Source organism: Polaribacter sp. Z022 (assembly GCF_023555495.1).
In the GTDB taxonomy this organism is placed as follows: domain Bacteria; phylum Bacteroidota; class Bacteroidia; order Flavobacteriales; family Flavobacteriaceae; genus Polaribacter.
In genome coordinates this window covers 381,738-408,617 of sequence record NZ_JALCZO010000004.1, presented here as the reverse complement: position 1 = coordinate 408,617, position 26,880 = coordinate 381,738, and the positions used below count along the sequence as shown (strand labels likewise).

At 28.4% G+C, this 26,880-nt stretch carries 25 protein-coding genes; 19 read left to right on the top strand and 6 right to left on the bottom strand.

Annotated elements, in window-relative coordinates; all coding sequences use genetic code 11:
• Nucleotides 1-51 precede the first annotated feature (51 nt).
• From MPF13_RS11455 to MPF13_RS11430, 6 genes are all read left to right on the top strand, one after another.
• A complete protein-coding gene (locus tag MPF13_RS11455; RefSeq protein WP_249982657.1) occupies nt 52-1,005 on the top strand; it encodes a PhoH family protein in 954 nt (317 codons plus the stop codon).
• Entirely contained in the window at nt 1,002-1,622 is a 621-nt protein-coding gene (locus tag MPF13_RS11450; RefSeq protein WP_249982656.1) for a hypothetical protein, read from the top strand. The genes MPF13_RS11455 and MPF13_RS11450 overlap by 4 nt, the downstream gene beginning before the upstream one ends.
• A gap of 43 nt (nt 1,623-1,665) precedes the next feature.
• Nucleotides 1,666-2,613 carry a phosphoribosylaminoimidazolesuccinocarboxamide synthase gene (locus MPF13_RS11445; RefSeq protein ID WP_249982655.1) on the top strand — a complete coding sequence of 316 codons (948 nt, stop codon included), beginning with the start codon at nt 1,666-1,668 and terminating at the stop codon, nt 2,611-2,613.
• Between the two features lie 114 nt (nt 2,614-2,727).
• Nucleotides 2,728-3,180, top strand: coding sequence for a hypothetical protein (locus MPF13_RS11440; RefSeq protein WP_249982654.1), 453 nt, complete (start codon nt 2,728-2,730; stop codon nt 3,178-3,180).
• Between the two features lie 29 nt (nt 3,181-3,209).
• Nucleotides 3,210-4,397, top strand: a complete 1,188-nt coding sequence (gene fabV / locus MPF13_RS11435; protein ID WP_249982653.1) for an enoyl-ACP reductase FabV — start codon at nt 3,210-3,212, stop codon at nt 4,395-4,397.
• Nucleotides 4,398-4,492: 95 nt separating this feature from the next.
• Nucleotides 4,493-4,972, top strand: coding sequence for a hypothetical protein (locus tag MPF13_RS11430; protein WP_249982652.1), 480 nt, complete (start codon nt 4,493-4,495; stop codon nt 4,970-4,972).
• A 52-nt stretch (nt 4,973-5,024) separates the two neighbouring features.
• On the opposite strand, the gene MPF13_RS11425 is transcribed toward MPF13_RS11430, so the two are convergent.
• Nucleotides 5,025-5,822 carry a TerC family protein gene (locus MPF13_RS11425; RefSeq protein WP_249982651.1) on the bottom strand — a complete coding sequence of 266 codons (798 nt, stop codon included), beginning with the start codon at nt 5,820-5,822 and terminating at the stop codon, nt 5,025-5,027.
• Between the two features lie 66 nt (nt 5,823-5,888).
• On the bottom strand, nt 5,889-6,668 hold the full coding sequence (locus MPF13_RS11420) for a sulfite exporter TauE/SafE family protein (RefSeq protein WP_249982650.1): 780 nt from the start codon (nt 6,666-6,668) through the stop codon (nt 5,889-5,891).
• Nucleotides 6,669-6,788: 120 nt separating this feature from the next.
• On the opposite strand from MPF13_RS11420, the gene MPF13_RS11415 reads away from it, so the two are divergent.
• The 9 genes from MPF13_RS11415 to acs all read left to right on the top strand — a co-directional run bounded on the left by MPF13_RS11415 (nt 6,789) and on the right by acs (nt 17,970).
• Nucleotides 6,789-7,208: an IS1/IS1595 family N-terminal zinc-binding domain-containing protein gene (locus MPF13_RS11415; protein ID WP_249982649.1), complete on the top strand. Its 420-nt coding sequence runs from the start codon at nt 6,789-6,791 to the stop codon at nt 7,206-7,208.
• Nucleotides 7,209-7,317: 109 nt separating this feature from the next.
• On the top strand, nt 7,318-8,538 hold the full coding sequence (locus MPF13_RS11410; RefSeq protein WP_249982648.1) for a hypothetical protein: 1,221 nt from the start codon (nt 7,318-7,320) through the stop codon (nt 8,536-8,538).
• A gap of 12 nt (nt 8,539-8,550) precedes the next feature.
• The gene (locus MPF13_RS11405; protein ID WP_249982647.1) at nt 8,551-8,811 is read left to right on the top strand and encodes a DUF4212 domain-containing protein; all 261 of its coding nucleotides are present in this window, start codon (nt 8,551-8,553) and stop codon (nt 8,809-8,811) included.
• Nucleotides 8,812-8,838: 27 nt separating this feature from the next.
• Complete coding sequence (locus MPF13_RS11400; RefSeq protein WP_249982646.1) at nt 8,839-10,530, top strand: sodium:solute symporter family protein; 1,692 nt, start codon at nt 8,839-8,841, stop codon at nt 10,528-10,530.
• Nucleotides 10,531-10,807: 277 nt separating this feature from the next.
• Entirely contained in the window at nt 10,808-13,495 is a 2,688-nt protein-coding gene (locus tag MPF13_RS11395) for a sensor histidine kinase (RefSeq protein WP_249982645.1), read from the top strand.
• A gap of 16 nt (nt 13,496-13,511) precedes the next feature.
• A complete protein-coding gene (locus MPF13_RS11390; protein WP_249982644.1) occupies nt 13,512-13,877 on the top strand; it encodes a response regulator in 366 nt (121 codons plus the stop codon).
• A gap of 46 nt (nt 13,878-13,923) precedes the next feature.
• Complete coding sequence (locus MPF13_RS11385) at nt 13,924-14,148, top strand: hypothetical protein (RefSeq protein ID WP_249982643.1); 225 nt, start codon at nt 13,924-13,926, stop codon at nt 14,146-14,148.
• Nucleotides 14,145-16,040, top strand: a complete 1,896-nt coding sequence (locus MPF13_RS11380; RefSeq protein ID WP_249982642.1) for an acetate--CoA ligase — start codon at nt 14,145-14,147, stop codon at nt 16,038-16,040. Before MPF13_RS11385 ends, MPF13_RS11380 begins: the two co-directional genes overlap by 4 nt.
• Before the next feature lie 22 nt (nt 16,041-16,062).
• On the top strand, nt 16,063-17,970 hold the full coding sequence (gene acs, locus MPF13_RS11375) for an acetate--CoA ligase (protein WP_249982641.1): 1,908 nt from the start codon (nt 16,063-16,065) through the stop codon (nt 17,968-17,970).
• Nucleotides 17,971-18,024: 54 nt separating this feature from the next.
• Here acs and MPF13_RS11370 read toward each other — a convergent pair whose 3' ends face one another.
• Both MPF13_RS11370 and MPF13_RS11365 read right to left on the bottom strand, forming a co-directional pair.
• Nucleotides 18,025-18,690, bottom strand: a complete 666-nt coding sequence (locus MPF13_RS11370) for a 3'-5' exonuclease (RefSeq protein WP_249982640.1) — start codon at nt 18,688-18,690, stop codon at nt 18,025-18,027.
• Nucleotide 18,691: 1 nt separating this feature from the next.
• On the bottom strand, nt 18,692-20,584 hold the full coding sequence (locus MPF13_RS11365) for a DUF294 nucleotidyltransferase-like domain-containing protein (protein WP_249982639.1): 1,893 nt from the start codon (nt 20,582-20,584) through the stop codon (nt 18,692-18,694).
• Between the two features lie 212 nt (nt 20,585-20,796).
• On the opposite strand from MPF13_RS11365, the gene MPF13_RS11360 reads away from it, so the two are divergent.
• The 4 genes from MPF13_RS11360 (at nt 20,797) to MPF13_RS11345 (ending at nt 25,027) form a co-directional block, all read left to right on the top strand.
• Entirely contained in the window at nt 20,797-21,567 is a 771-nt protein-coding gene (locus tag MPF13_RS11360; RefSeq protein ID WP_249982638.1) for a hypothetical protein, read from the top strand.
• Nucleotides 21,568-21,783: 216 nt separating this feature from the next.
• Entirely contained in the window at nt 21,784-23,550 is a 1,767-nt protein-coding gene (locus MPF13_RS11355) for an ABC transporter ATP-binding protein (RefSeq protein WP_249982637.1), read from the top strand.
• 135 nt (nt 23,551-23,685) lie between these two features.
• Nucleotides 23,686-24,450 (top strand): DUF6503 family protein, encoded by a 765-nt coding sequence (locus MPF13_RS11350; protein WP_249982636.1) that lies wholly within the window; start codon nt 23,686-23,688, stop codon nt 24,448-24,450.
• 4 nt (nt 24,451-24,454) lie between these two features.
• Nucleotides 24,455-25,027: a hypothetical protein gene (locus MPF13_RS11345; protein ID WP_249982635.1), complete on the top strand. Its 573-nt coding sequence runs from the start codon at nt 24,455-24,457 to the stop codon at nt 25,025-25,027.
• On the opposite strand, the gene MPF13_RS11340 is transcribed toward MPF13_RS11345, so the two are convergent.
• The gene (locus MPF13_RS11340; protein WP_249982634.1) at nt 25,024-25,569 is read right to left on the bottom strand and encodes an NUDIX hydrolase; all 546 of its coding nucleotides are present in this window, start codon (nt 25,567-25,569) and stop codon (nt 25,024-25,026) included. The two genes, MPF13_RS11345 and MPF13_RS11340, sit on opposite strands and share 4 nt — an antisense overlap.
• A 199-nt stretch (nt 25,570-25,768) precedes the next feature.
• Complete coding sequence (locus MPF13_RS11335) at nt 25,769-26,857, bottom strand: M42 family metallopeptidase (RefSeq protein WP_249982633.1); 1,089 nt, start codon at nt 26,855-26,857, stop codon at nt 25,769-25,771.
• Between the last annotated feature and the right edge of the window lie 23 nt (nt 26,858-26,880).

Below are 26,880 nucleotides of genomic sequence, written 5' to 3'. Positions count from 1 at the left end.
CGCTATTTTTAGTTGAAATAAAATTGTAAATAACTAATAAAAATTAATCATTTGAACGAACGCATTATAGAGCTTACAGAAATCAATCCAAAAGATTTTTTTGGAGCACATAATAGTACAATAGAACAATTAAAAAGATATTTTCCAAAAATTAAAATTGTAGCAAGAGGATCTAAACTTAAAATATATGGAGAATCAGATATTTTAGATGAGTTTGAAATCCGTTTAGAACGCTTAATTAAATATTTTAATAAGTACAATAAGTTAGATGAGAATAGTATTGAAAGAATATTAACATCTAATGGAAATGAAGAAAAAACTACAGCTGCAAAAAATGCAAAAGAAGTTTTGGTTCATGGAGTTAATGGTAGGCTTATAAAAGCACAAACTCAAAACCAACGTAAAATGGTTTCTTTAATGGCAAAAAACGATATGTTATTTGCTGTTGGTCCTGCAGGAACAGGAAAAACTTATACAGCAGTTGCTTTAGCTGTAAAAGCATTGAAAGAAAAAGAAGTTAGAAGAATTATTTTAACAAGACCTGCAGTAGAATCTGGAGAAAATTTAGGATTTCTTCCTGGAGATTTAAAAGAAAAGTTAGACCCATATATGCAACCTTTGTATGATGCTTTAAGAGATATGATACCACATGAAAGGTTAGAATCTCATTTAGAAAAAGGAGTAATTCAAATTGCACCTTTGGCGTTTATGAGGGGTAGAACTTTAGATAGTGCATTTGTAATTTTAGATGAAGCCCAAAACACTACTCATAATCAAATGAAAATGTTTTTAACAAGAATGGGTAAAAGTGCTAAATTTATAATTACTGGAGATCCAGGTCAAATAGATTTACCAAGAAAACAAGTTTCTGGTTTAAAAGAGTCTTTATTGGCTTTAAAAGATATTGATGGAATTGCTCAAGTATTTTTAGATGATAAAGATGTTGTAAGACACAAATTAGTAAAGAAAATAATTACTGCTTATAAAAGTATAGAAACAGAATGATAAAAATAGACGAAAGCAAATTAGGACTACAAGATTATTTTTATATCGGGTATTTGTATCTTATTATTTTAGGAATTGTAAGTGATGCAATTTTCTACGGAATTTTTGGAGTTTCCTATTTAAATTACACAACTATATTAGATGCATTAATTTCTCCTATTAGTTTATTAACTAATAATTGGAAGCTTTCGTTGTTTTTAGGAATTATGTTTTGGTTAATGTATTTATATTTTACAAAATGGATGTTTAAATTTTATGCCTATTTAAGAGTTAAAAAATGGTATCAAAAAATTTATAATATCGAAAAATGGGATAAGAAATATGCTATATTAAAAAAGAAAGAAAGTATTATTCCAGGAATGATGTTTATCTTTTTTCTACTATTTGTTTCTATGAGAACAGGTATGGCACTAGGTACAAAGAGTAAATATGCTAACAAAGAAATAATACCAAATTACACGCTTGTATTTAAAGACAATACTAAATTAAATGTAAGAAAAGTTGGCCAAAATTCAGCGTATTTCTTCTATTTTATCCCTGGAGAACAAGTAATTACTGCAACTCCAATAGCAGATAATTTAAAACAAATAAAAGTTTTAAAAAACAAAAAGAAATAAATTAGGAAAGTTTATTTTTGCAGCCACAACAACATAACAAATAATGAATACAATTAACGATACAAACTTACAGTTTCCAAAACAAAAGTCTGTTTATAAAGGTAAAGTAAGAGAAGTTTATAATATAGATGATGAACTTTTAGTAATGATTGCAACAGATAGACTATCTGCATTCGATGTAATTTTGCCACGTCAAATTCCATTTAAAGGTCAAATTTTAAATCAGATTGCAACAAAAATGATGAATGACACTGCAGATATTGTTCCTAATTGGTTAATTGCAAATCCAGATGAAAATGTAGCAGTTGGTCATTTATGTGATCCTTTTAAAGTAGAAATGGTTATTAGAGGTTATGTTTCTGGACATGCAGCTCGTGAATATAAAGCAGGTAAAAGAGTTTTATGTGGGGTTGAAATGGCAGAAGGATTGAAAGAAAATGATAAATTTCCTTCACCTATAATTACACCATCTACAAAAGCAGATAATGGAGAGCATGATGAAGATATTTCTAGAGAAGATATATTAGCAAAAGGAATTGTTTCTGAAGAAGATTATATTGTTTTAGAAAAGTATACAAGAGCTCTATTTGAAAGAGGTACTGAAATTGCTGCAAAAAGAGGTTTGATTTTAGTTGATACTAAATATGAGTTTGGTAAAACAAAAGAAGGTAAAATTGTTTTAATTGATGAAATTCATACACCAGATTCTTCTCGTTATTTTTATGCTGATGGATATCAAGAAAGACAAGATAAAGGAGAAGCTCAAAAACAATTATCTAAAGAGTTTGTACGTCAATGGTTGATAGAAAACGGTTTTCAAGGTAAAGACGGACAACAAATACCAGAAATGTCTGATGAAAAAATCATCGAAATTTCTAACAGATATATAGAGTTATATGAACAAATTACAGGAGAAACTTTTGTAAAAGCAGCTACTGATAATGTTTTAAATAGAATTGAAATGAATGTAAATTCTTTTTTGAATCAATAATTAATGGTTTCTAAAAAAGCTGAGAAAAAAAGAATAAAAAAAATAAGAAAGAAAAATAAAAGAATATATAAACTTTTATTTTTTATTGGTTTTATATTTCTTTTTCTTCAATATTTGCTTTTTACCAAAACAAGTATTGATTTTACAATAATTTTAGGTGTAATTTTAGTCTCAGGTTTAATTGGTTTTTTTTATGATTATAAGAGATATGTTTTTACCTATAAATTAGAGGGGTATTTAAGTTATATTTTATCATTTTTACAAAATGCATTATTTTTAGGCGGATTAATTGGGTTATTATTTTTGTCAATAAACTTTTTTTTACCCGATCATACTAAAACTAAAAAAGAATATAAAATAATTGATAGGTATTCAGTTAGAGGTAGAAAATATCATAGAAGTGAAAGAAAACCAGTTTTTATAATAGAATTTAATAAAAAAGAAAAAAACATACAATACAGCCATAGCTACTTAAAAGAGATGGATAGCTTTAAATCGATAACAATAGAATCTCAAATAGGTTTTTTTGGATTTGAAATAATTAAAAATAAAACTTTAAATAAGTAGTTAATTTAAATTAACAAAAACTAATTATAATGATTATAGAACCAAGAACAAGAGGATTTATCTGTTTAACTTCACATCCAACAGGTTGTGAGCAAAACGTGATAGATCAAATAGAATATGTAAAATCTAAAGGAGCAATTAATGGCGCAAAAAAAGTGTTAGTTATTGGTTCTTCTACAGGTTTTGGATTGGCTTCAAGAATTTCTAGTGCATTTGGTTCAGATGCAGCTACAATTGGAGTATTCTTTGATAAACCAGCATCAGAAGGAAGACCAGGTTCTCCTGGGTTTTACAATACTGCAGCTTTTGAAAAACATGCAAATGCAGCAGGTTTATATGCAAAAAGTATTAATGGTGATGCTTTTTCTAACGAAGTTAAAGAACAAGTAATTAACTTAATTAAAGATGATTTAGGTCAGGTAGATTTAGTAATTTATAGTTTAGCTTCACCTGTAAGAACACATCCAGAAACAGGAAAAAGATACAAATCTGTATTAAAACCAATTGGTGGAGATTTTTCTAATAAAACAGTAGATTTTCATACAGGTAAGGTTACAGATATTTCTATAAAACCTGCAGAAGGAGATGATGTTGCAAACACTGTAACTGTAATGGGTGGTGAAGATTGGAAAATGTGGATGGACGCTTTAAATGAAGCTAACGTTTTATCTGAAGGTGTTAAAACAGTGGCTTATTCTTATATAGGGCCAGAAGTTACAAAACCAGTTTATAGAAATGGAACAATTGGTGCTGCTAAAGATCATTTAGAAGCTACTGCGTTTACAATTTCAGACGATTTAAAAGCTATTGGTGGAGAAGCTTATGTTTCTGTTAATAAAGCTTTAGTTACACAAGCTAGTTCTGCTATTCCTGTAATTCCTTTATACATTTCTTTATTATATAAAATAATGAAAGCCAAAGGAATTCATGAAGGTTGTATAGAGCAAATTCAACGTTTATATAGTGAGCGTTTATTTGGTGGTTCTTTAGACTTAGATGATAAAGGAAGAATAAGAATTGATGATTGGGAAATGAGAGAAGATGTGCAAGCTGAAGTTACTAAGCTTTGGGAAACTGCATCAACTGAAAATTTATCTGAAATAGGAGATTTAGAAGGTTATAGTAATGATTTTTATAATTTATTCGGATTTAAAGTTCCTGGTGTAGATTATGAAGCAGATGTTAACGAAGTTGTAACAATACCTAGTATTCAATAAGAAAATAATTACGCTTTAGCGGATATTTAAATATAAACCTCACAAATTAATTTATGTGAGGTTTTCTTTTTTTATCTTGTAAAAAAAATAATTTGATGAAGGCAGTAACCGTAAAACAATTAAAAGACGAACTTTCTCATAAGTCTGCAAATGATTTAAAAGAATTGTGTTTACATCTAGCAAGATTTAAGAAAGAGAATAAAGAATTATTAACCTATTTGTTGTTTGAGTCTCATGATGAAGAATCTTACATTCAGTCTGTTAAAGACCAAATGGATGAGCTTTTTACAGAGATAAATACCAAAAGTTTTTTTTATATAAGAAAGAGTATGCGTAAAATTTTAACGTTGACTAAAAAATACATTCGTTACTCTAAAAAGAAAGAAACAGAAGCAGAGTTACTGTTGTATTATTGTAAAAAGTTAAAAGCATTTAGACCATCAATTAAAAGAAGTGCGCGTTTGCAAAATGTTTTTGATAGTCAAGTTAAATTGATAAAAAAAGCAATTGATAAATTGCATGAAGATTTACAATATGATTATCAACTAGAATTAGATGATTTATTAGATCAATAAAAAAAGGGTTTCAACATAATTGAAACCCTTTTTATTTGTCTTTTTTTAGATGTTATTTTTTTTGTTCAGCTAATAATTTCTTTTGATATTTTCCTTGAACAACATCAACAATAACTAAAATTGCCAACACAAAATAGAAAGTTGTTTTACTCATTGGTACAATTTCTTCTCCAAATAGTTTTATATGTGCAAGGTGTCCACCTTCAGTAACTAACATAATTCCTACTATAAAAAGAATAAAAAGACCTAATACCTCATACATTCTGTTTTTTGCTAAAAAAGTAGAAATTCTATCAGCTAAAAACAACATTAGTAAACCACTTATAACAATTGCAATAGCCATTACAATAAAAGCAGTTGTTGGGTTTTCTATTTCGCTCGTTAAACCAATTGCAGCTAAAATAGAATCGAAAGAAAAAACCAAATTCATTAAAACAATACTAGTAATTACTGCATTAGAAGATTTAGATCTTTTAGAATCTCCTTCTACATCATTTTCTAAATCTTTAGTACCAATCATATGCCAAATTTCTTTAATTGCTGTGTAAATGATAAATCCACCACCTACTAATACAATAATACTGTGTCCATTAAAAGCAAATTTTACTACATCTTTTATACCTCCAGATAAAAAAGAAAATGGTTCTTGAAAATAATCAATGATAGATACCAATAAGAATAACAAAACAATTCTTAATACAATAGCAATAAGAATTCCATTTTTTCTAACTTTTTTTTGATCAGCTTCTGGCGCTTTTTTAGATTCTAAAGAAATGTATAATAGGTTGTCAAACCCAAGAACAGCTTGTAATAAGACAAGCATTATTAATGTAAAAATTACTTCTAGCATGTTTTTTTATTTAATTTTTAAATGAAGTTTCAAATATATTAAAGAAATTAAATGAATATCAACTTTTTAAAATAAATACTTCCATAAAATTCTTAAACTTACAAAGGCAATTAAAATAGCGGTTGCCTTTTTTAATTGAATAGGAGTAAAATAATTGTTACTTAATCTATTACCTATTTGACCACCAATAAAAACTGTTATTAATAAAATTGTAGTTAAATTCCAATCGATTACAAATTCGGGGTTAGAATATTGTCCTAACAAACCAGCAGTAGAGTTTACTAAAATAAATAAACTTGCAGTAGCCGCTATTTTTTTAGGTGTGTCCCAATTTGTAAGATGAAGCAGAGGTGCTAAAAAGATACCACCACCAATACCAATCATTCCAGAAACAAACCCTATAAAACCACCAAATCCAACATTCTTTAAAGTATTGTTTTTGAATATATTTTCTTTAGTTGGGGTTATTCTTTTAGAAATCCACATGGTAATTGCAGCAAATAATAACGTAAAACCTAACAGTATAAAAAACAATTGCTGACTAATTCTTAAAAAACCACCTATATAAGCTAAAGGAATACTAGCTAAAATTAAGGGTAATATTTTTTTCCAATTTATTCTTTTTTGTTGATGAAATAAAAAGACATTGCTGGTAACTACAACAATATTACATAATAATGCTGTAGCTCTTATTTGTGTAAATATTATCCCAGAAAGAGCAAGAATTGCTAAATAGCTAGAGCCACCACCAAATCCTACAGAAGAATAAAGTATTGCTATTATAAAAAACAATACAACTATATACCAATTAAGTATTAAAGATTCTAAGATTAAAGAAAAACTCATATTAGCAAAAGTATATTTTTAATACTTCTTCCCATAGTTTTAAAGGGATTTATACTTAAATCATTGATTTTTAATTAAATATTTTTGCTAAATTGATATATTTATGCTAATTTTATATACATGAAAATAAATATATGCCCAAACTGTAATTCTGAACGTAATATTAAGAGTGGAATTGTTAATAATAGACAGCGTTATAAATGTAAAGATTGTTCTTATTATTTTACTGTAAATAAGTTAGGTAAAAAGATAGATGATTACTATGTAAATAAAGCACTACAATTATATTTAGAAGGTCTTTCTTATCGTGAAATTGAACGTATTTTAGGGGTGTCTCATGTAAGTATAATTAACTGGGTAAAAAAGTATAATATAAAAAGACCTTATAATGGGAATTACCATTCTACTTATAAGATTTTAAATGCTGTAGAATTGTCAAATTATTTTAAAGACACCAGTAATCTTACAGGAGCAGGTTTGGTTGTAACTGAGTTAGGAGATAAGTTTATGCTTATAAAATGGGAAAGATTTAAAGAATAAATATATAAAATTACCAAATTAGTATACTGTTTTTTTTTGTATTAAGATTTAGTTAGAATTTAGTAGGGCACACAAAACTATTTTTAAACTAACCTTAAAACATTTAAAAATGAAAAAAACTTCAAGAATATTACTATTAGGTTTATTTTTTCTTTCCTTACAAGTAATGTATTCTCAAGGTTCTCCAGATTATAAAGGAGGACTAAAAATTAAATTTGATGAAGAAGGTAAAAAATATCTTCGTTTAATTTCTTGGGCTCAAGTACAAGCAGCTTATAATAATGATGCAGCTGCAACTTCAAGTAAAACTAGTTTTAATTTAAGAAGAGCAAGAGTTCTTATGTTCTCTAAAATTAATGACGATTTTTTAATAGTAACTCACTTTGGACTTAATAGTTTAAACTCAAATACTCTTTCTCCAACAGGTAAAGGTACAGGGTCCCAATTATTTTTACATGCTGCTTGGGCACAATATAACTTAGATAAAAATCATTCTATTGGTGGTGGTTTGCATTATTTTAATGGTATTTCTAGGTTAAATAATCAAAGTACTTTAAATATGATGACTCTTGATAATAACCGTCAATCTTGGGCTACAATTGGTTTAACAGATCAGTTTGCAAGACATATTGGTATCTTTATGAAAGGTAAATTTGGTAAGCTTCAATATAGAGTTGCAATTAATGATGCAATAACTAATGGGTTAGATGCTAGAGTACCTGCTGCAAATGGAGAAATAGCTTATGCTGGTAAAAACTTATTAGGATCTAAAGATGCAGGAAAAGCTTATGCAGGTTATTTTGATTATCATTTTTTAGATCAAGAATCTAACTTTTTACCATATAAAGTAGGTACTTATTTAGGAGGAAAAAAAGTTTTCAATGTTGGAGCTGGTTTTTTCTTACATCCTAATGGATCAGCTTTAATGGAAAATGGTAACCTTGTTGGTCAAGATGTTTCAATTTTTGCTGTTGATGCTTTTTATGATGCTCCTTTAGGAGAAGATGGAAGTGCTATAACTGCTTATGCAACTTTTCAATCTAACGATTATGGAGAAAACTATTTATACAGTGCTTATGGTACTGGTAGTATGGTTTACGCTCATGTTGGTTATGTGTTTGCAGGAGACAATACTAAAACAAGATACCAACCTTATGCATCTTATGGTAGCAATAGTTACGATGCAGTTTCAGACAATAGAAACATTTTAGGATTAGGAATTAATGCATTTATGAGTGGTCATAATTCAAAATTAACATTAGAATATAAAAGTCAAGATTATGTAACTTCTACAAGTACTTTAACATTACAAGCAATGATCTATCTATAAAAACAAAAAATTATGTCGAATAATAAAGAACAAATGAAAAAATATTGGAAAGAAAACCTAAAGTATCTAGCAATACTGCTATCGATTTGGTTTTTAGTTTCCTATGTGTTTGGTATTCTGTTAGTAGAACAGTTAAACACTATAAAAATGGGTGGATTTAAACTAGGCTTTTGGTTTGCTCAACAAGGATCTCTCTATGTGTTTGTAGTTCTCATATTTGTTTATATGAAACTTATGAATAAACTAGATAAAAAATACGGAGTAGACGAATAAACTAACTAACAAAATAATTAAAATATTATGGGAATATTAACATGGACGTGGATTTTAGTCGGAATATCTTTTGCATTATACATTGGTATCGCAATTTGGGCTAGAGCAGGATCGTCAAAAGAATTTTATGTAGCTGGTGGAGGAGTGCCTCCAATTATTAATGGTATGGCTACAGCTGCAGATTGGATGTCTGCTGCATCATTTATCTCTTTAGCAGGAATTGTGTCTTTTGGAGGATATGATGGATCTGTTTATTTAATGGGATGGACTGGAGGTTATGTACTTTTAGCATTATTACTAGCTCCTTATTTAAGAAAATTTGGAAAGTTTACTGTACCAGATTTTATTGGAGATAGATATTACTCTAATGTTGCACGTATTGTAGCTGTTATTGCAGCTTTAATAGTTTCTTTTACTTATGTAGCTGGTCAAATGCGTGGAGTAGGTATTGTATTTTCTAGATATTTAGAAGTAGATATTAATACAGGAGTTTATATTGGTATGGCAATTGTATTATTTTATGCTGTATTAGGAGGTATGAAAGGTATTACGTATACGCAAGTAGCACAATATTGTGTATTAATTTTTGCTTTTATGGTGCCTGCAATATTTATTTCTATTCAAATGACAGGGAATCCTATACCACAACTTGGTTTTGGTGGTACTGGAGAAGATGGAATATATTTATTAGATAAGTTAGATGGTCTTCATAGAGAACTTGGTTTTGCAGAGTATACATCTGGAGGAAAATCTATGATGGATGTATTTGCTATAACATTGGCATTAATGGCAGGAACAGCAGGTTTACCTCACGTTATTGTAAGGTTTTTTACAGTTCCAAATGTAAGAGATGCTCGTAAGTCTGCAGGTTGGGCATTATTATTTATAGCAATTTTATATACAACAGTTCCTGCTGTAGCAGTTTTTGCTAGAGTTAATTTAATTGAAACTGTAAGCGATAAGAAATATGAAGAAATGCCAGAGTGGTTTGGTAACTGGGAAAAAACGGGTCTATTAAATTTTGAAGACAAAAATAAAGATGGTGTAATTCAATATTTAGCAGATGCCGATAAAAACGAATTAAAGATAGATAGAGATATTATGGTATTGGCAAATCCAGAAATAGCAAAATTACCAAATTGGGTTATTGCGCTTGTAGGTGCTGGTGGTTTAGCTGCTGCATTATCTACAGCTGCAGGATTACTTTTAGTAATTGCTTCTTCTGTTTCTCATGATTTATTAAAGAAAATATTTATCCCTAAAATTAGTGAAAAAGGCGAGTTAATTGCTGCTCGTATAAGTGCTGCTGTTGCAGTATGTGTAGCAGGTTACTTTGGTATAAATCCTCCAGGATTTGTCGCCGCTGTTGTTGCGTTAGCTTTTGGTTTAGCTGCAGCATCTTTCTTTCCAGCAATTGTGTTAGGAATCTTTGATAAGCGAATGAACAAAGAAGGTGCTATTGCAGGAATGGTAGTTGGTTTAGGATTAATGTTTTTCTACATGGCTAAATATAAATTAGGTTGGTTTGGAGAAAAACCACCAGCAAGTGAATGGTGGTTTGGTATATCACCAGAAGGATTTGGAACTATTGCAATGTTTGTGAATTTTATAATTTCAGCTGTAGTTTCAAGATTAACACCTGCACCACCAGAAAATGTTCAAGATTTGGTTGAGAATATTAGAATACCATCTGGAGCAGGAGATGCTGTTGATCATTAAAAAGGTTTTATTGAAAAAGTAAAGCTTATTATTACTAAAGCAGTGCCATTTTATAATGGCGCTGTTTTTTTTATTATATTTATAGTATATATGAAAAAAAGACACGAACAAAAATTAGTAGTACTCTCTTTGGTGCTGTTGTTAATTTTTAATCTTCCATTTATATTTATTTTTAATATTGAAGGACAAATATTGGGTATTCCAACTTTATATTTCTCAATATTTTCTATTTGGTTAGTTTCAATATTAATTTCTTACACTGTTTTAAAAAGACATTATGAGTAATTATTTATTGATATTTATTATCATTTCTTATTTGTCAATTCTTTTTTACATTGCTTTTTTAGCAGAAAAGAAGTCAAAAAGTATTTGGGTAAATAACCCCTATGTTTACACATTATCTTTAGCGGTTTATTGTTCAGCTTGGACCTATTATGGAAGTGTAGGTGTAGCAGCAAATTCAGGAATTAGTTTTCTTGCTATTTATTTAGGGCCTGTTATTGCATCGCCTTTATGGATATTGGTTTTAAGAAAAATCATTAAAATATCTAAGCAACAAAAAATTTCTTCAATTGCAGATTTTATTTCTTTAAGGTATGGAAATCATCGTTTTTTAGGGGCTTTAGTTACTATTGTTTGTTTTTTAGGAATTGTACCTTACATAGCTTTACAGTTAAAAGCAGTTTCTGAAACTTTTGAAATTATGACAGATGATACTAGTTATGTTTCTACAAATATTTTTGACGACTCTACTTTTTACATCGCTGGTTTATTAGCAATTTTTGCTACTTTTTTTGGAACACAAAAAACAGATGCATCAGAAAAGCACAGAGGTATTGTTACTTCTGTAGCTTTTGAGTCAATTTTAAAGTTAGTTTTCTTCTTAATTATTGGTGTTTATGTAACCTATATTCTTTTTGATGGTAGTCAGGATATTTACAGTAAAATTTCAACTACAGAAGATTTTAAAAATCTAACAACAATAAGTGGTTTTGAAAGTGGACTCAATTGGATGTTTATGATTATGTTATCATTCATCGCAATTTTTCTTTTGCCAAGGCAATTTCAAGTTTCTGTACTAGAAAATAATAGAGAAAAACATTTAAAAAAGGCTATTTGGTTATTTCCATTGTACTTATTATTATTTAATGTTTTTGTAATATATATTGCTTGGGCAGGTAAGTTAACTTTTGGAAATACTGTGAATGCAGAGTATTATACTTTGTTGTTGCCTTTGCAAAATGGCAATGTGTTTTTGGCTTTATTGGTTTTTCTTGGAGGTTTTTCTGCGGTTATTTCTATGGTAGTTGTTTCTACATTAGCTCTATCTACTATGATTAGTAATAACTTAATTATTCCTTACGGATTTTTAGAGAAATTCATAAAAAATCATCCTCAAAAAAATGCAAAATACATTCTAAGAATTAGAAGGGTTTCAATTTTCTTAATAATCATTTTTGCATATTTGTTTTATGTTAATTTCTCAATTGAATTGTCTCTTTTTTCAATCGGATTAATATCATTTGTAATTATAGCACAATTAGCACCTTCATTTTTTATTGGTTTGTATTGGAATCGAGGTTCTTCTAAAGCTGCAATAATTGGTATTATAGTTGGGTTTTTAATAACAGCTTATACTTTAATTTTGCCCTTTACAATAGAAGCTTTTACAGGTTCTTCTAATTTTACTGAAAATGGAATTTTTAACCTGTCATTTACCAAACCTTATGCATTGTTTGGTATCGATTTTTTATCTCCACCAGCTCATGCATTTTTTTGGAGCTTGTCTTTAAACATACTAGTTTACTTAGTAGTTTCTCTTATTTTTAAAGGAAATTATAGAGAACGTAATTATGCAGAAATGTATGTAGACAGTATGAGCTACTCTACTTTGCAAGATGGAGCTTTAGTATGGAAAGGAGAAGCTTATGTTGCCGATATTAAAAATATTCTGATTAAATTTTTAGGAGAAGAAAGAGCTCAAAGAGCTTTAAATATTTTCTTTACTAAGTACAAATTACCCCAAGACACTCAATTAGCAGATGCAAGGTTAATTAATTTTTCAGAAAAACTGCTTACAGGTAGTATTGGTAGTTCTTCTGCAAAAATATTAATAGATAATGTAGTTAAAGAGGAAGAAATTAGTTTGGTTGAGGTTTTAAAAATTTTAGAAGAATCTAAAGAGAATATTGCCAATAATAAGTTGTTAAAAGAAAAATCTCATGAGCTATTAACATTATCTAATCAGTTAAAAACGGCAAATCAAAACTTAATAGTTAAAGATTTACAAAAAGATGAGTTTTTAGATACAGTTGCACACGAACTAAAAACCCCAATTACGGGTATTAGAGCAGCAACAGAACTAATTTTAGATGATGAAGAAATGGATGCTGAAATTAAAACTCAATTTCTTAAAAATATTTTACAAGATTCAGATAGGTTGTCAAGATTGATTCATAATATTCTAGATTTTGAAAAATTATCTGCGGGTAGAAATCATTTAGATTTAGGGAAAAATTCAATTAATTTAACAATAGAAAAAGCTGTTGTTGGTATACAGCAAATAGCAAATAGAAAAGAAATAAAAATCTCTATTCCAGTTACAGAGACTGTAAATTTTTATTATGATGAAGATAGAATTTTACAAGTATTAACTAATTTATTGTCTAATGCAATTAAATTTATTCCTAAAAAAACAGGTCTTATAAAAGTATCTGTTAAAAAACATAAAAAATATTGTTATGTTTATGTAGAAGATAATGGAATAGGTATTCCAAAAAGTGATATGGATTTTATTTTTGATAAATTCTATCAGTCTAGTAATCAGAACACTATAAAACCTGAGGGTAGTGGTTTAGGTTTGGCAATTAGTAAACAAATTGTAGAAATGCATCAAGGAACAATTTGGATAGAAAAATCAAATAAAATGGGCACAATTTTTGGATTTAAACTACCTTTTAACTAAATTGTACACGAAAACAATGAAGAAGAAGATTTTAATTGTAGATGATGAGCCAAATATTGTAATGACTTTAGAATATACCTTTAAAAAAAAGGGATTAGAAGTGTTAATTGCAAGAGATGGTAGTGAAGCTTTACAAATTTTAGAACATCAAATTCCAGATGTTATTTTGTTAGATATTATGATGCCAAATGTAGACGGATATCAAACATTAAAATTTATAAAAGACAACCCTAAGTTAAGTAATATTAAGGTTGCTTTTTTAACAGCAAAAAATAAAACAACAGATATAGAAAAAGGTTTAAAGCTAGGTGCAGATAAGTATTTAACCAAACCGTTTTCTATCAAAAAAATAGTTTCAGAAATATTTGAACTAATTAATTAAATAGTTTTGTGTGCAAACAAACCTTGTTTAATTAAAGTTTAAAAAAATGAAATTTCAAATAAATCCTTTAATTTCAGATATTTTTATAAGTATCTACATTGTTGGTACACTGTATTTTCGAATTAAAATTCAAAACGAATATCCAATAAATCCTTTATTTTCAATTCTTATAGGATTCTTATTTATTCTTTTTATTTGGGCGTTGATAAAAGTAAAAATATTAAACCCTAATTGGTTTGGCTTATTTAATGTTAATAAGGCAAGATCATGAACTATCAAGCCTTTTATAAAGAAAGTATAGATAACCCTCAAAGTTTTTGGAAAGCTCAATCAGATAAAATAGATTGGTTTAAAAAGCCAAAAAATATTTTGTCAAAAAATAATAAAGATTACCATCAATGGTTTGAAGGAGGAGAACTTAACTTAAGTTATTTATGTATTGATAAACATATAAATGATGGTTTTGGAAATCAAAATGCTATTATTTATGATTCTCCTGTAACCAATACAAAACAACATATAACTTATTATGATTTACATAATGAAGTTTCTAAACTTGCAGGAGGTTTACAAAATTTAGGGCTTTCTAAAGGAGATACAGTTATCATATATATGCCAATGATTCCACAAGCAATTTATGCAATGTTAGCTTGTGTTAGAATTGGTGTAATTCACTCTGTTGTTTTTGGCGGTTTTGCTCCTCATGAATTGGCAATAAGAATAGACGATTGCAAGCCTAAAGCCATAATAACAGCTTCAAGTGGAATAGAAATTAAAAAGATTATACCCTATAAACCTTTTGTAGATGAGGCAATAACTCAATCTACACACAAACCAAATAATGTTATTTTGTTTGATAGAAATTTAGGGATAGAAATACCTAAAAAAGATTATGATATAGATTATGAAAAATTGGTAAAAGAATCACTTTCTATTGAACCAATTTCTTTAGAATCTACTCATCCTTCTTATATTTTATATACATCAGGTACAACAGGAAAACCTAAAGGAATTATAAGAGATACAGGGGGTTATGCAACTGCTTTAAAATTTTCTATGCAATATGTATATGGTGTAGATGAAGGCGATGTTTTTTGGGCTGCTAGTGATGTTGGTTGGGTTGTAGGGCATAGTTATATTGTTTATGCACCTTTATTACACAGAAATACCACAATTCTTTTTGAAGGAAAACCAATTAAAACTCCAGATGCTTCTACTTTTTGGAGAGTTATAAGCGAGCATAAGGTAAAAGTAATGTTTACTGCACCTACTGCAATAAGGGCTATTAAAAAAGAAGATCCAAATGGAGAATTCTTAAACAAGTTTGATATGTCTTCTTTAAAATATCAATTTTTAGCAGGAGAACGTTGTGATGTTGCTACTTTAAATTGGACACAACAAAAATTAAAAGTTCCAGTAATAGACCATTGGTGGCAAACAGAAAGTGGATGGCCAATGTTGGCAAATATGGTTGGTGTTGGTTTGCAAGATGTAAAACCAGGTTCAGCAAGTTTTCCTGTAAGTGGTTATGATATTCAAATTTTAAATGAAAAAGGAGAAAAAGTTTTAGATGGTGCAGAAGGCTTTGTAACTGTTAAGTTGCCTTTGCCTCCAGGAACATTAATGAGTCTTTGGGGTAATGAAGAAAGATTTAAAAAAGGATATTTAGATAAATTTCCTGGGTACTATTTTTCTGGAGATGGTGGTTATAAAGATGAAGATGGTTATGTATTTATAACTGGAAGAGTAGATGATATTATAAATGTAGCAGGTCATAGATTATCTACTGCAGAAATGGAAGAAATTGTTGCCTCTCATAAAGATGTTGCAGAATGTGCAGTTTTTGGTATTCATTGTGATTTAAAAGGTCAAAAACCTTTTGGGTTGGTGGTTTTAAAATCAGGAGAAACTCAAGAAGATTCAGTTATTCAAAAAGAAATAATAGCAGAAGTTCGTAAAGAAATTGGAGCAGTAGCCTCTTTTAGAGATGTAATTGTAGTAAATCGTTTGCCAAAAACTAGAAGTGGAAAAATTCTTCGTAAATTATTACGGAATATAGCAGACGATCAACAATATAATATTCCATCAACTATAGATGATGTAAGTATTATAGACGAAATAAAATCAAAATATATAGCCAACCAAGTTGGTATTCATAAATAAAATAAAAACAAAAAATTTAGTCATGAGTAATTATCACATAAAACATTTAGAAGAATATTATAAGGTTTATAGAAAATCGATTAGAGAACCAGAAACTTTTTGGGAAGAAATAGCAGAAGAGCATTTTGTCTGGAGAAAAAAATGGGATAAAGTTTTAGATTGGGATTTTTCTAAACCAGAAGTAAAATGGTTTCAAGGTGCTAAATTAAATATTACAGAAAATTGTATTGATAGACATTTAACTACAAAAGGAGATAAAACTGCTATTTTATTCGAGCCAAATGACCCTAATGAAGCTGCAGAACATATTACATATAATCAATTGCATGAAAGAGTAAATCAATTTGCAAATGTTTTAAAAGAACAAGGTATAAAAAAAGGAGACAGAGTATGTATTTATGTACCTATGATTCCAGAATTAGCAATAGCAACTTTAGCTTGTGCAAGAATTGGAGCAATACACTCTGTCGTTTTTGCTGGTTTTTCTTCAACAGCATTGGCAACAAGAATTAATGATTCTGATTGTAAAATGGTAATTACTTCTGATGGTTCTTATAGAGGTAAAAAAACTATTGATTTAAAAGGAATTGTAGATGAAGCATTAGAGTCTTGTTCTTGTGTAGAAACTGTTTTAGTCGCTAAAAGAATCAATTCTGATATCAACATGAAAGAAGGTCGTGATAAATGGTTACAACCTTTATTAGATAAAGCTTCTAAAGAATGTGTAGCAGAAATTATGGATGCAGAAGATCCGTTATTTATTTTATATACATCTGGTTCTACAGGAATGCCAAAAGGAATGGTTCATACAACTGCAGGTTATATGGTTTATACAGCTTACACATTTAAAAATGCGTTTCAATACAGAGATAATGAAGTGTATTGGTGTACTGCAGATATTGGTTGGATTACAGGTCATTCATACATTGTTTATGGTCCGTTAGCAAATGGAGCAACAACAGTTATGTTTGAAGGAGTACCAAGTTATCCAGATTTTGGAAGATTTTGGGAAATTGTAGAAAAACACAAAGTAAATCAGTTTTATACAGCTCCAACCGCAATTAGAGCTCTTGCAAAACACGGAACAGAATTGGTAGATAAATACGATTTAACATCATTAAAAGTATTGGGTTCTGTAGGTGAACCAATTAATGAAGAAGCGTGGCACTGGTATAATGACAATGTTGGTAAGAAAAGAAGCCCGATTATAGATACTTGGTGGCAAACAGAAACAGGAGGAATGATGATTACACCAATTCCTTATGTTACACCAACAAAACCAACTTATGCAACATTGCCTTTTATTGGTATTCAACCTTCTTTAATGGATGAAAATGGAGCTGAATTAAAAGGAAATCAGGTAGAAGGAAGATTATGCATTAAATTCCCTTGGCCAAGTATGGCAAGAACTATTTGGGGAAATCACCAAAGATATAAAGAAACCTATTTTTCTGCTTTTGATAATATGTATTTTACAGGTGATGGAGCTCTTAGAGATGAGGTTGGTTATTACAGAATTACGGGTAGAGTAGATGATGTAATAATTGTTTCTGGTCATAACTTAGGAACTGCTCCAATTGAAGATGCAATTAATGAGCATCCAGCAGTAGCAGAATCTGCAATTGTAGGTTTCCCTCATGACATCAAAGGAAGTGCATTGTATGGTTATGTAATCTTAAAAGATACAGGAGAAAGCAGAAATCAAGATAATTTAAGAAAAGAAATCAATCAAATAATTACAGAACATATTGGGCCAATTGCAAAATTAGATAAAATTCAATTTTCAGAAGGATTGCCAAAAACACGTTCTGGTAAAATTATGAGAAGAATTTTAAGAAAAATTGCCTCTAATGATATGGGTAATTTAGGTGATACTAGTACACTTTTAAATCCTGAAGTTGTGCAAAGTATTATCGATAATAGATTGTAGTAATAATTTAATAGTTAATTTAAAGCGTCTTTTTTATAAAAGGCGCTTTTCTGTTTATAAAAGTCCTCTTCTTTCTTTATTTTGAAGCAGTTGATTTAATGATAAATTTGGGTTTTCTTTTTTAAGAATTACTATAAGTTTTACAAATAAAATAGCAGTTATATAAGCGTCTCCAGATGCAGTATGTCTATCATGCAAAGGGATGTTAAATTTTTCTGCTAATTGGTCTAAACTAAAGTGATTTTGTGTAGTAACTTTTTTTGTTTTTTTATACAGTTGCCCAGTATCTAAAACTTTGTTTTTTAGCTTAGGTAGATTCAATCTTATTAAAGCATTATTTATCATGGTAATATCAAAAGCTGCATGATGTGCAACTAAAATAGCATTTTTTATATGTTCTAAAAACTGAATTATAGCTTCTTTTTCTTCAATTTTATTTTCTTTTTTATCACTAAGTAAACCATGAATTTTTACAGTTTCTGTATTAAAAAAATCTTGATTTAAATAGTTTTCTAAATTGTCATTTACTTTAATGGTATTATTAATAACAGCTATTGTTCCTATAGATAAAATTCTATCATTTTTAGTGTCTAATCCTGTTGTTTCAGTATCAAAAATTACAAAACGAATTTCTTCTAAATTTGTATTTTGTTCTTCTTTAAAATAATTTAAATAAGAGTCCCAAAAAGGAGGATATGTTTTTCTTTTAAACCACTTCATATTACATAAATTGAGATAGTTTAAATCTTGTTTGTATTAAATCTTGAACATCTTTAACTGCTTTAAAGCAACTTTTTAATTGCAAACGATTTGCTTTAGATAAAGTTTCTAAATTTATAAATCTACCAGAATCATTGTTTAAAAGTCCTTGTTCTGTTCTGTATCTTAATAAGCTTTTAAATGCATTACTGCAGGCAATATAAATGTCTTTATTTTGAGATTCTAACTCAGCTAATTTTTCATATCGTAAAATAGTATTGTTGTCTACATCTATGTTTTTAGATAAAATTAATAATCTAGCAGCATCTACAAGTGGCATCATAGCTCTTGCTTTTATGTCAAAATGGTTTTTATGTTCTCCATCTCTTTCAATTAAAAATTGTCTAAAAAAACTTAATGGAGGTGGATTTTTTAAGGCGTTAATTCCTAAGAAATTTAAAAATATTTCATGAGAATCTATAGATTTATAAATACCAGCTGTAATTTTTTTAACCAATTCTTCATCACCAAAAACATATTGAAAATCAAAGAAAATGGTACAAAGCATTAAATTGTCTTCACCTGGAGATTTAATCCAGCTGTTAAATTGACTTTTCCATTCATCAACAGATAAGCACCATTTTGGGTTGCTGCCCATCATATCTGCAGGACATAATTCAAAACCAACAACATGAAGTCCATTGTTTATTTTTTTAGATAATGCTAAAAAATATTCTTTAGTTTTCTGATAATCTTCTTTTGCAACATTGTTAAAAACCAATGCATTATCTTGGTCTGTAAGTAGTAACTGTTCTTCTCTTCCTTGGCTTCCAATTGCTAACCAAGCAAAAGAAGTTGGAGCAGGAGAGGGTATTTCTAATAAAGATAATTCTATAACTCGTCTAGTAATACTTTCATTTATACTAGAAATTATTTTGGTGATATATGTAATAGGAATATGTTGCTCTAAATTTCTTCTTAATATTTTTTCTGCTCTTTTTCTTATTTTTTGAAGTTGAACAAAAGTAGTAGCACGTTTTACTTCTTTTACAAGAGCAGAAGCATTATTGTCTCTGATTACAATGATATCGTGTTCAGATAAAATACCTATTAATTCTGAGTTTGGAGTTCCGTCTTTTGTTATACATAAATGAGTAATTTTATGCTTCATCATTGCAATTTGAGCTTCAGCAACTGTAATTTTTTCTGGATAAGTAATTACAGGAGAAGACATAATTTCTGAAACAGGTTTGTTTATAGAAACAATACCTGTAGCAATTTTTGTACGTAAATCTTTGTCTGTAATAATACCAATAGGTTTTTTGTTTTTTGTAATAACAATAGAGCCAACTCGCTTTTTGCTCATTATTATTGCTGCGTCTTTAATTTTAGTTTCAATAATACAACTAATAGGAGTTTTAGAGTACTCTGCAGATTGTTCTTCAAAAAAATCTTGAATATTTTTATTTACTTTAGGAATGTTAATAGGGTCAGTTTCTACATATCTAGTGTTAGAAACAAAAGTTGAAAGTAAATAGGAACTAGCTTTAGAATTTGTAGTGATAAATTTTTTAAACGATTCTGATGAAATACTGTAAACAATACTTTCTTCTATAGCTTTTGCTGAAAGTTTGTAGTTATCTTTTCTCATAAGAGCCCTTAAACCAAAAATATCGCCTTCATCACATTTGTCAACTAAGGCATCTGTATTTTCTTCGAACAAACCAATTGCACCATCTTTTACAACGTAAAATTTGTTTTCAATTGGTTTTCCTGTTATAAATAAATTGGTGTCTTTTTCTAAATAAATTACATCAATTTCTTTACAGACGGATAATAATTGTTCTGCACTTAACATGCTAAATGGAGGAAAGTTTTTTAAGAAATCATAAATACGTTCTGCAATAGTGTTCATTTTACTAAAATAATAAAAAAGTAGTTGTTTATTAGTGTGTTATACTGTGTATTTTGCTAAATACATATAGTTTTTATTTAAATTATTTATTGACTTTAAAAATGTTTTTTTAATAGTTTATAAATTATAGATTTAAAGAGGTGATATTGGTAGTTACTTAACATTTAAATTAATTTTTATCTGTATTTTTAACTTAAAATTGATATTAATAAATGAAATATAAAATAATACTTTTTACATTTTTTTTGTTGAGTACAAGTGTAGTTTTCTCTCAAACCAAAAATAGGGCTATAACTTTAATAGAAAAAACTGATTCTGAAAAGGCTATTTTTCAAAAACTAGAAATAGAGCAAGCAAAATATAGAGCAAAATATAGAATTAAAGAGATTGTTTATTATAAAATACAAAGTAAAAATAGTTTAGATACTAAACCAAAGAAACAATTACATAGCAGACATTTTTTTGATGAAAAAGGTAGACTAATTTCAATAAAATTTAATAACAGTATTCATAAGGAATTAAAAAGAGGAATAAATAATTCTAATGATGAAAGTTTAATTAAAAAAACTGAAAACAATAGCGGAGAATCTGTATTAATAAAAAATAGATTAATAATAGATGCTGCTAAAATTACTTATTATTCTAGTTTGTTAGATCATATACGGTACTTTTCAATTTTCAAAAACAAATTTAAGTTAGATAGATCAAAGAGAATAAAAAAATGGACAACATACAATATGAATAATTCTCAAAAAATTGAATACTTTTATTTTTATAATAGAAAAGGTTTTTCAAGAAAAGAAATTCATTTTAATTCTTGGGGTAACACACGTCATTCCAAAAAAAGTTATTCAAATAAAATTAGTTATTCAATTCTCAAAGAATATAATATTCATGGATTTGAAATAAAATCAAGAAGATATTTAAACGATAAGGTATTAGATTATGTGACTATTACTGAGTATAAATACTTTGAAAAATAAAAATGAATATTTAAAAAAATTGGAAAACTCTTATTAAGAGGCCTTCAAACAATTATAAAATAATTTTAGTTGAAAATTAAATATAGGCTTTATAGTTTCTTATAAGGAAATGAAAATGTATTTGTAACTTTAATTCAAGTCTTAGTATTTTTCATTTGAACTACGCAAATATGTCATATTTATTATGAATGGCATATAAATTGACAATTAATTTTTATGCAACATCTAAAAGAATCATCAAAAGATAAAAAGAAACCAAAAGTTACTTTAAAACAAGCTTTTAAAACAATTATTTGGCCAAGGAGAAACCTAGTTTTTGTTGGATTAATTTTAATTATCATTAGAAGTTTGTCTGGTTTTGTTTTGCCATTACAAAGTAAGGTTTTAATGGATGAAGTTGTGCCCAATAAAGATTATGTTCAATTGTATAATTTAATATATTTTGTAATTGGAGCCATTTTAGTTCAGGCAATTACTTCTTTTTTATTGACTAAAGTTTTGAGTATTCAAGCCCAATATTTAATATCAGAATTAAGAGCGCAAGTACAAAAGAAAGTATTGTCTTTACCTATTAGTTTTTTCGATAATACAAAATCTGGTGCTTTGGTTTCTAGAATTATGAGTGATGTTGAAGGAGTTAGGAATTTAATTGGTACAGGTTTAGTACAATTAATTGGAGGTTCTTTTACAGCAATTGTAACGTTAGTTATTTTGATAAAAATGAATGTTTGGATGACACTTTTTACGTTTATTCCATTATCTGTTTTTGGAGTTATAGCACTAAAGTCATTTAAATTTATTCGTCCAATTTTTAGAGCTAGAGGAAAAATTAATGCTGAAGTAAAAGGAAGGTTAACTGAAACTTTAGGAGGAATTCGTGTAATAAAAGCATTTAATGCAGAAGACCAAGAAGCTAAAATATTTGAAAAAGGTGTAGCAGATATTTTTCAAAATGTTAAAAAAAGTATGACTGCGAGTGCAATTATGACAAGTTCTTCAACTTTTTTAATTGGTTTGGCTACAACAGGAGTTATGGGAATTGGAGGTTATTATATGATGCAAGGAACCATGACTTTTGGAGAGTTTATTAAGTTTACATTTCTATTAGCTTTTATGATTGCACCAATAGTACAAATGAGTAATATTGGTAGTCAATTAACAGAAGCATTAGCGGGTTTAGACAGAACAGAAGAGTTAATGAATATGCATGCAGAAGAAGATAATGAAGAAAGAGACATTGTTTTAGAAGATGTAAAAGGAGAAATGATTTTTGAGGATGTTTCTTTTTCTTATGAAGAAGGAAAAGAAGTGTTGAATAATATCAATTTTAAAGTTCCTTCTGGTTCTGTAACTGCATTAGTAGGAAGTTCTGGTTCAGGTAAATCTACAATTGCAGGTTTGTCAGCAACGTTTTTAAATCCAAAATCAGGTAAAATAACGATTGATGATAAAGATATGTCTAAAGTAAAATTATCTAGTTATCGCAAACATTTAGGTGTGGTTTTACAAGATGAGTTTTTGTTTGAAGGAACTATTAGAGACAATATTTTATTTCCAAGACCAAATGCAACTGAAAAAGAATTACAAAATGCGGTTAAAGCTGCGTATGTAAATGAATTTACAGACAGGTTTGATGATGGTTTAGATACTTTAATTGGAGAAAGAGGAGTGAAATTATCAGGAGGACAAAGACAAAGATTAGCAATTGCAAGAGCAATTTTGGCAGATCCAAAAATCATTATATTAGATGAAGCAACTTCTAGTTTAGATACAGAAAGTGAGTCTTTAATTCAGAAAAGTTTATCAGAATTAGTTAAAGATAGAACTACAATTGTAATTGCACACAGATTAAGTACTATTAAGCAAGCAGATCAAATTTTAGTAATTGAAGCAGGAAATATTGCAGAAAGAGGAACTCATGACGAGTTGATTGCAGCAAAAGGAAGGTATTATGAATTATATACATACCAATCAAAAATATAAGAAAAGGAATTTATGTCATTTCGACCTTGTGGAGAAATCTTAAAATGACAATAATAAAATTTTATTTTTACTATTATTGAAAGTATTTAAAAATAAAACGACCAAAATTCTGTTATAAAGTACATATACCAAATTATGAAAAAAATACTATTGTTATTAATTGTTGTTATAGCTGTTTCTTGTAAAAAAGAGACTAAAAAGGATGTAAAAAAAGAAATTGTTGTAGAAGTTAAAAAAGAAAATTTCCCAGAAGAATTGGGAAAAGTTTTTGAAAAACATGGAGGAATTAAAGCTTGGAGAAAAGCACAAGTTCTTTCTTTTAATAAAGGAGAAGAAGTACATACTTCAGATTTACATTCACGTAAAATAGTTATTAATTCTCCAAAATATTCTTTAGGTTTCGATGGTAAAGAAGTTTGGTTAGATGAAGAAACGAAAGGAGATTATAAAGGAAACCCTAGTTTTTATTACAATCTATATTTCTATTTTTATGCAATGCCTTTTGTATTGGCAGATGATGGAATTACTTATACTAAAGTAGATGATTTATATTTTGAAGGAACAAATTATCCCGGTTATAAAATTTCTTACGCTTCAGATAAAGGAACTTCTCCAGATGATAATTATATCATTTATTACAATTCTAAAACATATCAAATGGAATGGTTGGCATATACAGTTACTTTTAGATCTAAAAAACCTTCAGATAAGTATAAAATTATAAAATACAATAAATGGGAAAATGTAAACGGTTTGGTTTTACCAAAAGAAATTACTTGGTATATAAAAGATGAAAAAGGTATGCCTACTGAACCTGCAAAACCTGCTGTAGAATTTACCTTACCTTTGGTTAGTCAAGGAAAATTATCTGATTCGTTTTTTATGAAACCAAAAGAATAAATTTATGAAACCTTTTTCATTGCTTTTTTTTGTGTTTTCTTTTTGCTTTAGTTTTTCTCAAACACAAAAAGCAGATTTAATTTTTAAAGATGGAGATACAATAAGTGGTTATGCAATGATTTTAAAGAATAATAAAATTAATTTTAGAATTTCATTAGATGATGAACCAGATAAATGGACTTTTTTAATGGTTAAAAGAATTATTTTTTATGGTTTTAATACAAAAAAAGTTTTTGAGTATATTAAATTAAATAATAAACAAATGCCAATTCTTGCTGAAGTTTTTAGAGAAGGTAAGGTAACCTTATATAAAAAGTTAGTAGTTGGAGGTTATTTTTTAGGGTATAATCCAAAAGGAGATCATAATGCAATTTATAAAAAAACAAAATCTACAACAATGTTTTTAAAAAGAGAAAATGAAGAAATTGCAACTAATTTAAGAGGTGATTTTAAGAAGAAAAGTTTAGAATATTTTAAAGACTGTAAAGAAATAATTGATTTATTTAAAGATAAAAGTTACTTAAATTACAAAATTGAAGATTTAGTAATTGAATATAATCTGTATTGCAATAATTAAATTTTTATTTGTTTAATAATATTGTTATAAACGGTACAATAATAATCATGAAACCTTGAGAGCAAAACGTTTTCGAGGTTTTTTGTGTTTTTTAAAGTAGATAAATCAAAAAGTTTAATATCATCTACTTCTTCTTTTTGAATTGATAATTCATCTAAAGAAACTTTTAATTCAGCAATATAAACATGATGATGTTCATTGTCTTGTATTCCATTTGGATGAGAAACTTGATGTATTCTGGTGCCAATTTTGATGAGGTCTTTTTCTTCTAACTGTAAACCAATTTCTTCAAAAACTTCTCTTTTTGCTGACTCTAAAATAGCTTCTCCAGCACCAATATGACCAGCAACAGAAATATCCCATAAACCAGGAAATACTTTTTTGGTCATTGCTCTTTTTTGTAGCAATATTTTTTCATCAGCAGTAAACAACCAAACATGAACTGTTGCATGAAACCAACCATTTTTATGAGCTTCAGATTTTAAAGCCGTTTTTCCTGTTGGTTTGCCTTCTGTTGTTAAAATGTCTATTAATTCATCCATAGAAAAAGGTGTGAATTTTATGAATAAAGAGTCAGGTTGTCATTTCGACTTTATTGAGAAATCTAAAAAAAAATGAGATTTCTCAACTACATTTCACTCGAAATAACAAACAAATGTCATTACAAGGAAGAATAATGAAGTAATCTCTTTTTAATGAAAAGATTGCTTCGTTCCTTGCAATGACGTTTGTCTTTTTTATTTATTCAAAATAAGAAAAAGTATCTCCGTCTTTAATGTTTAATAATGTTTCATAAATCATTTTAATAACGTTTTCTACATCCTCTCTATGTACCATTTCTACAGTAGTGTGCATATATCTTAAAGGTAGTGAAATCAATGCAGAAGCAACACCACCATTACTATAAGCAAATGCATCTGTGTCAGTTCCTGTTGCTCTAGAAAGCGCAGAACGTTGAAAAGGAATTTCTTTAGCTTCTGCAGTTTCTGTAATTAAATCGCGTAATTTCTGTTGAACAGCAGGAGCATAAGCAACAACAGGTCCTTTACCCATTTCTAAATGACCTTCTTTTTTCTTATCGATCATTGGTGTAGTTGTATCATGAGTAACATCAGTAACAATAGCTACATTTGGTTTGATAGTTTGGGTAATCATTTCAGCTCCACGTAAACCAATTTCTTCTTGTACAGAATTAGTTATGTATAAACCAAAAGGCAATTCTTTTTTGTTTTCTTTTAACAAACGAGCAACTTCTGCTATCATAAAACCACCCATTCTGTTGTCTAAAGCTCTGCAAACAAACTTGTCTCCGTTTAAAATGTGAAACTCATCTGGATACGTAATTACACAACCAACATGAATCCCTAATTTTTCTACTTCTTCTTTAGTTGCACAACCAGTATCAATAAAAATATTATCAGGTTTAGGAGCTTCTTCATTAGCTCTATTTCTAGTATGTATTGCTGGCCACCCAAAAACTCCTTTTACAATTCCGTTTTTTGTATGGATGTCTACAATTTTACTTGGTGCAATTTGATGATCTGAACCTCCATTTCTAATCACATAAATCAATCCATTATCAGAAATGTAATTCACGTACCAAGAAATCTCATCTGCATGACCTTCAATTACAACTTTATATTTTGCATCAGGATTGATAACTCCAACAGCAGATCCATAAGTGTCTGTAATAAAAGTGTCTACGTAAGGTTTTAGGTAGTCCATCCAAATTTTTTGGCCTTCCCATTCATACCCTGTTGGTGCAGCATTGTTTAAGTATTTTTCTAAAAAAGTAAGCGATTTTTTATTTAAGATTGATTCTTTTGCCATTATTTATATATTTATAAAAATTG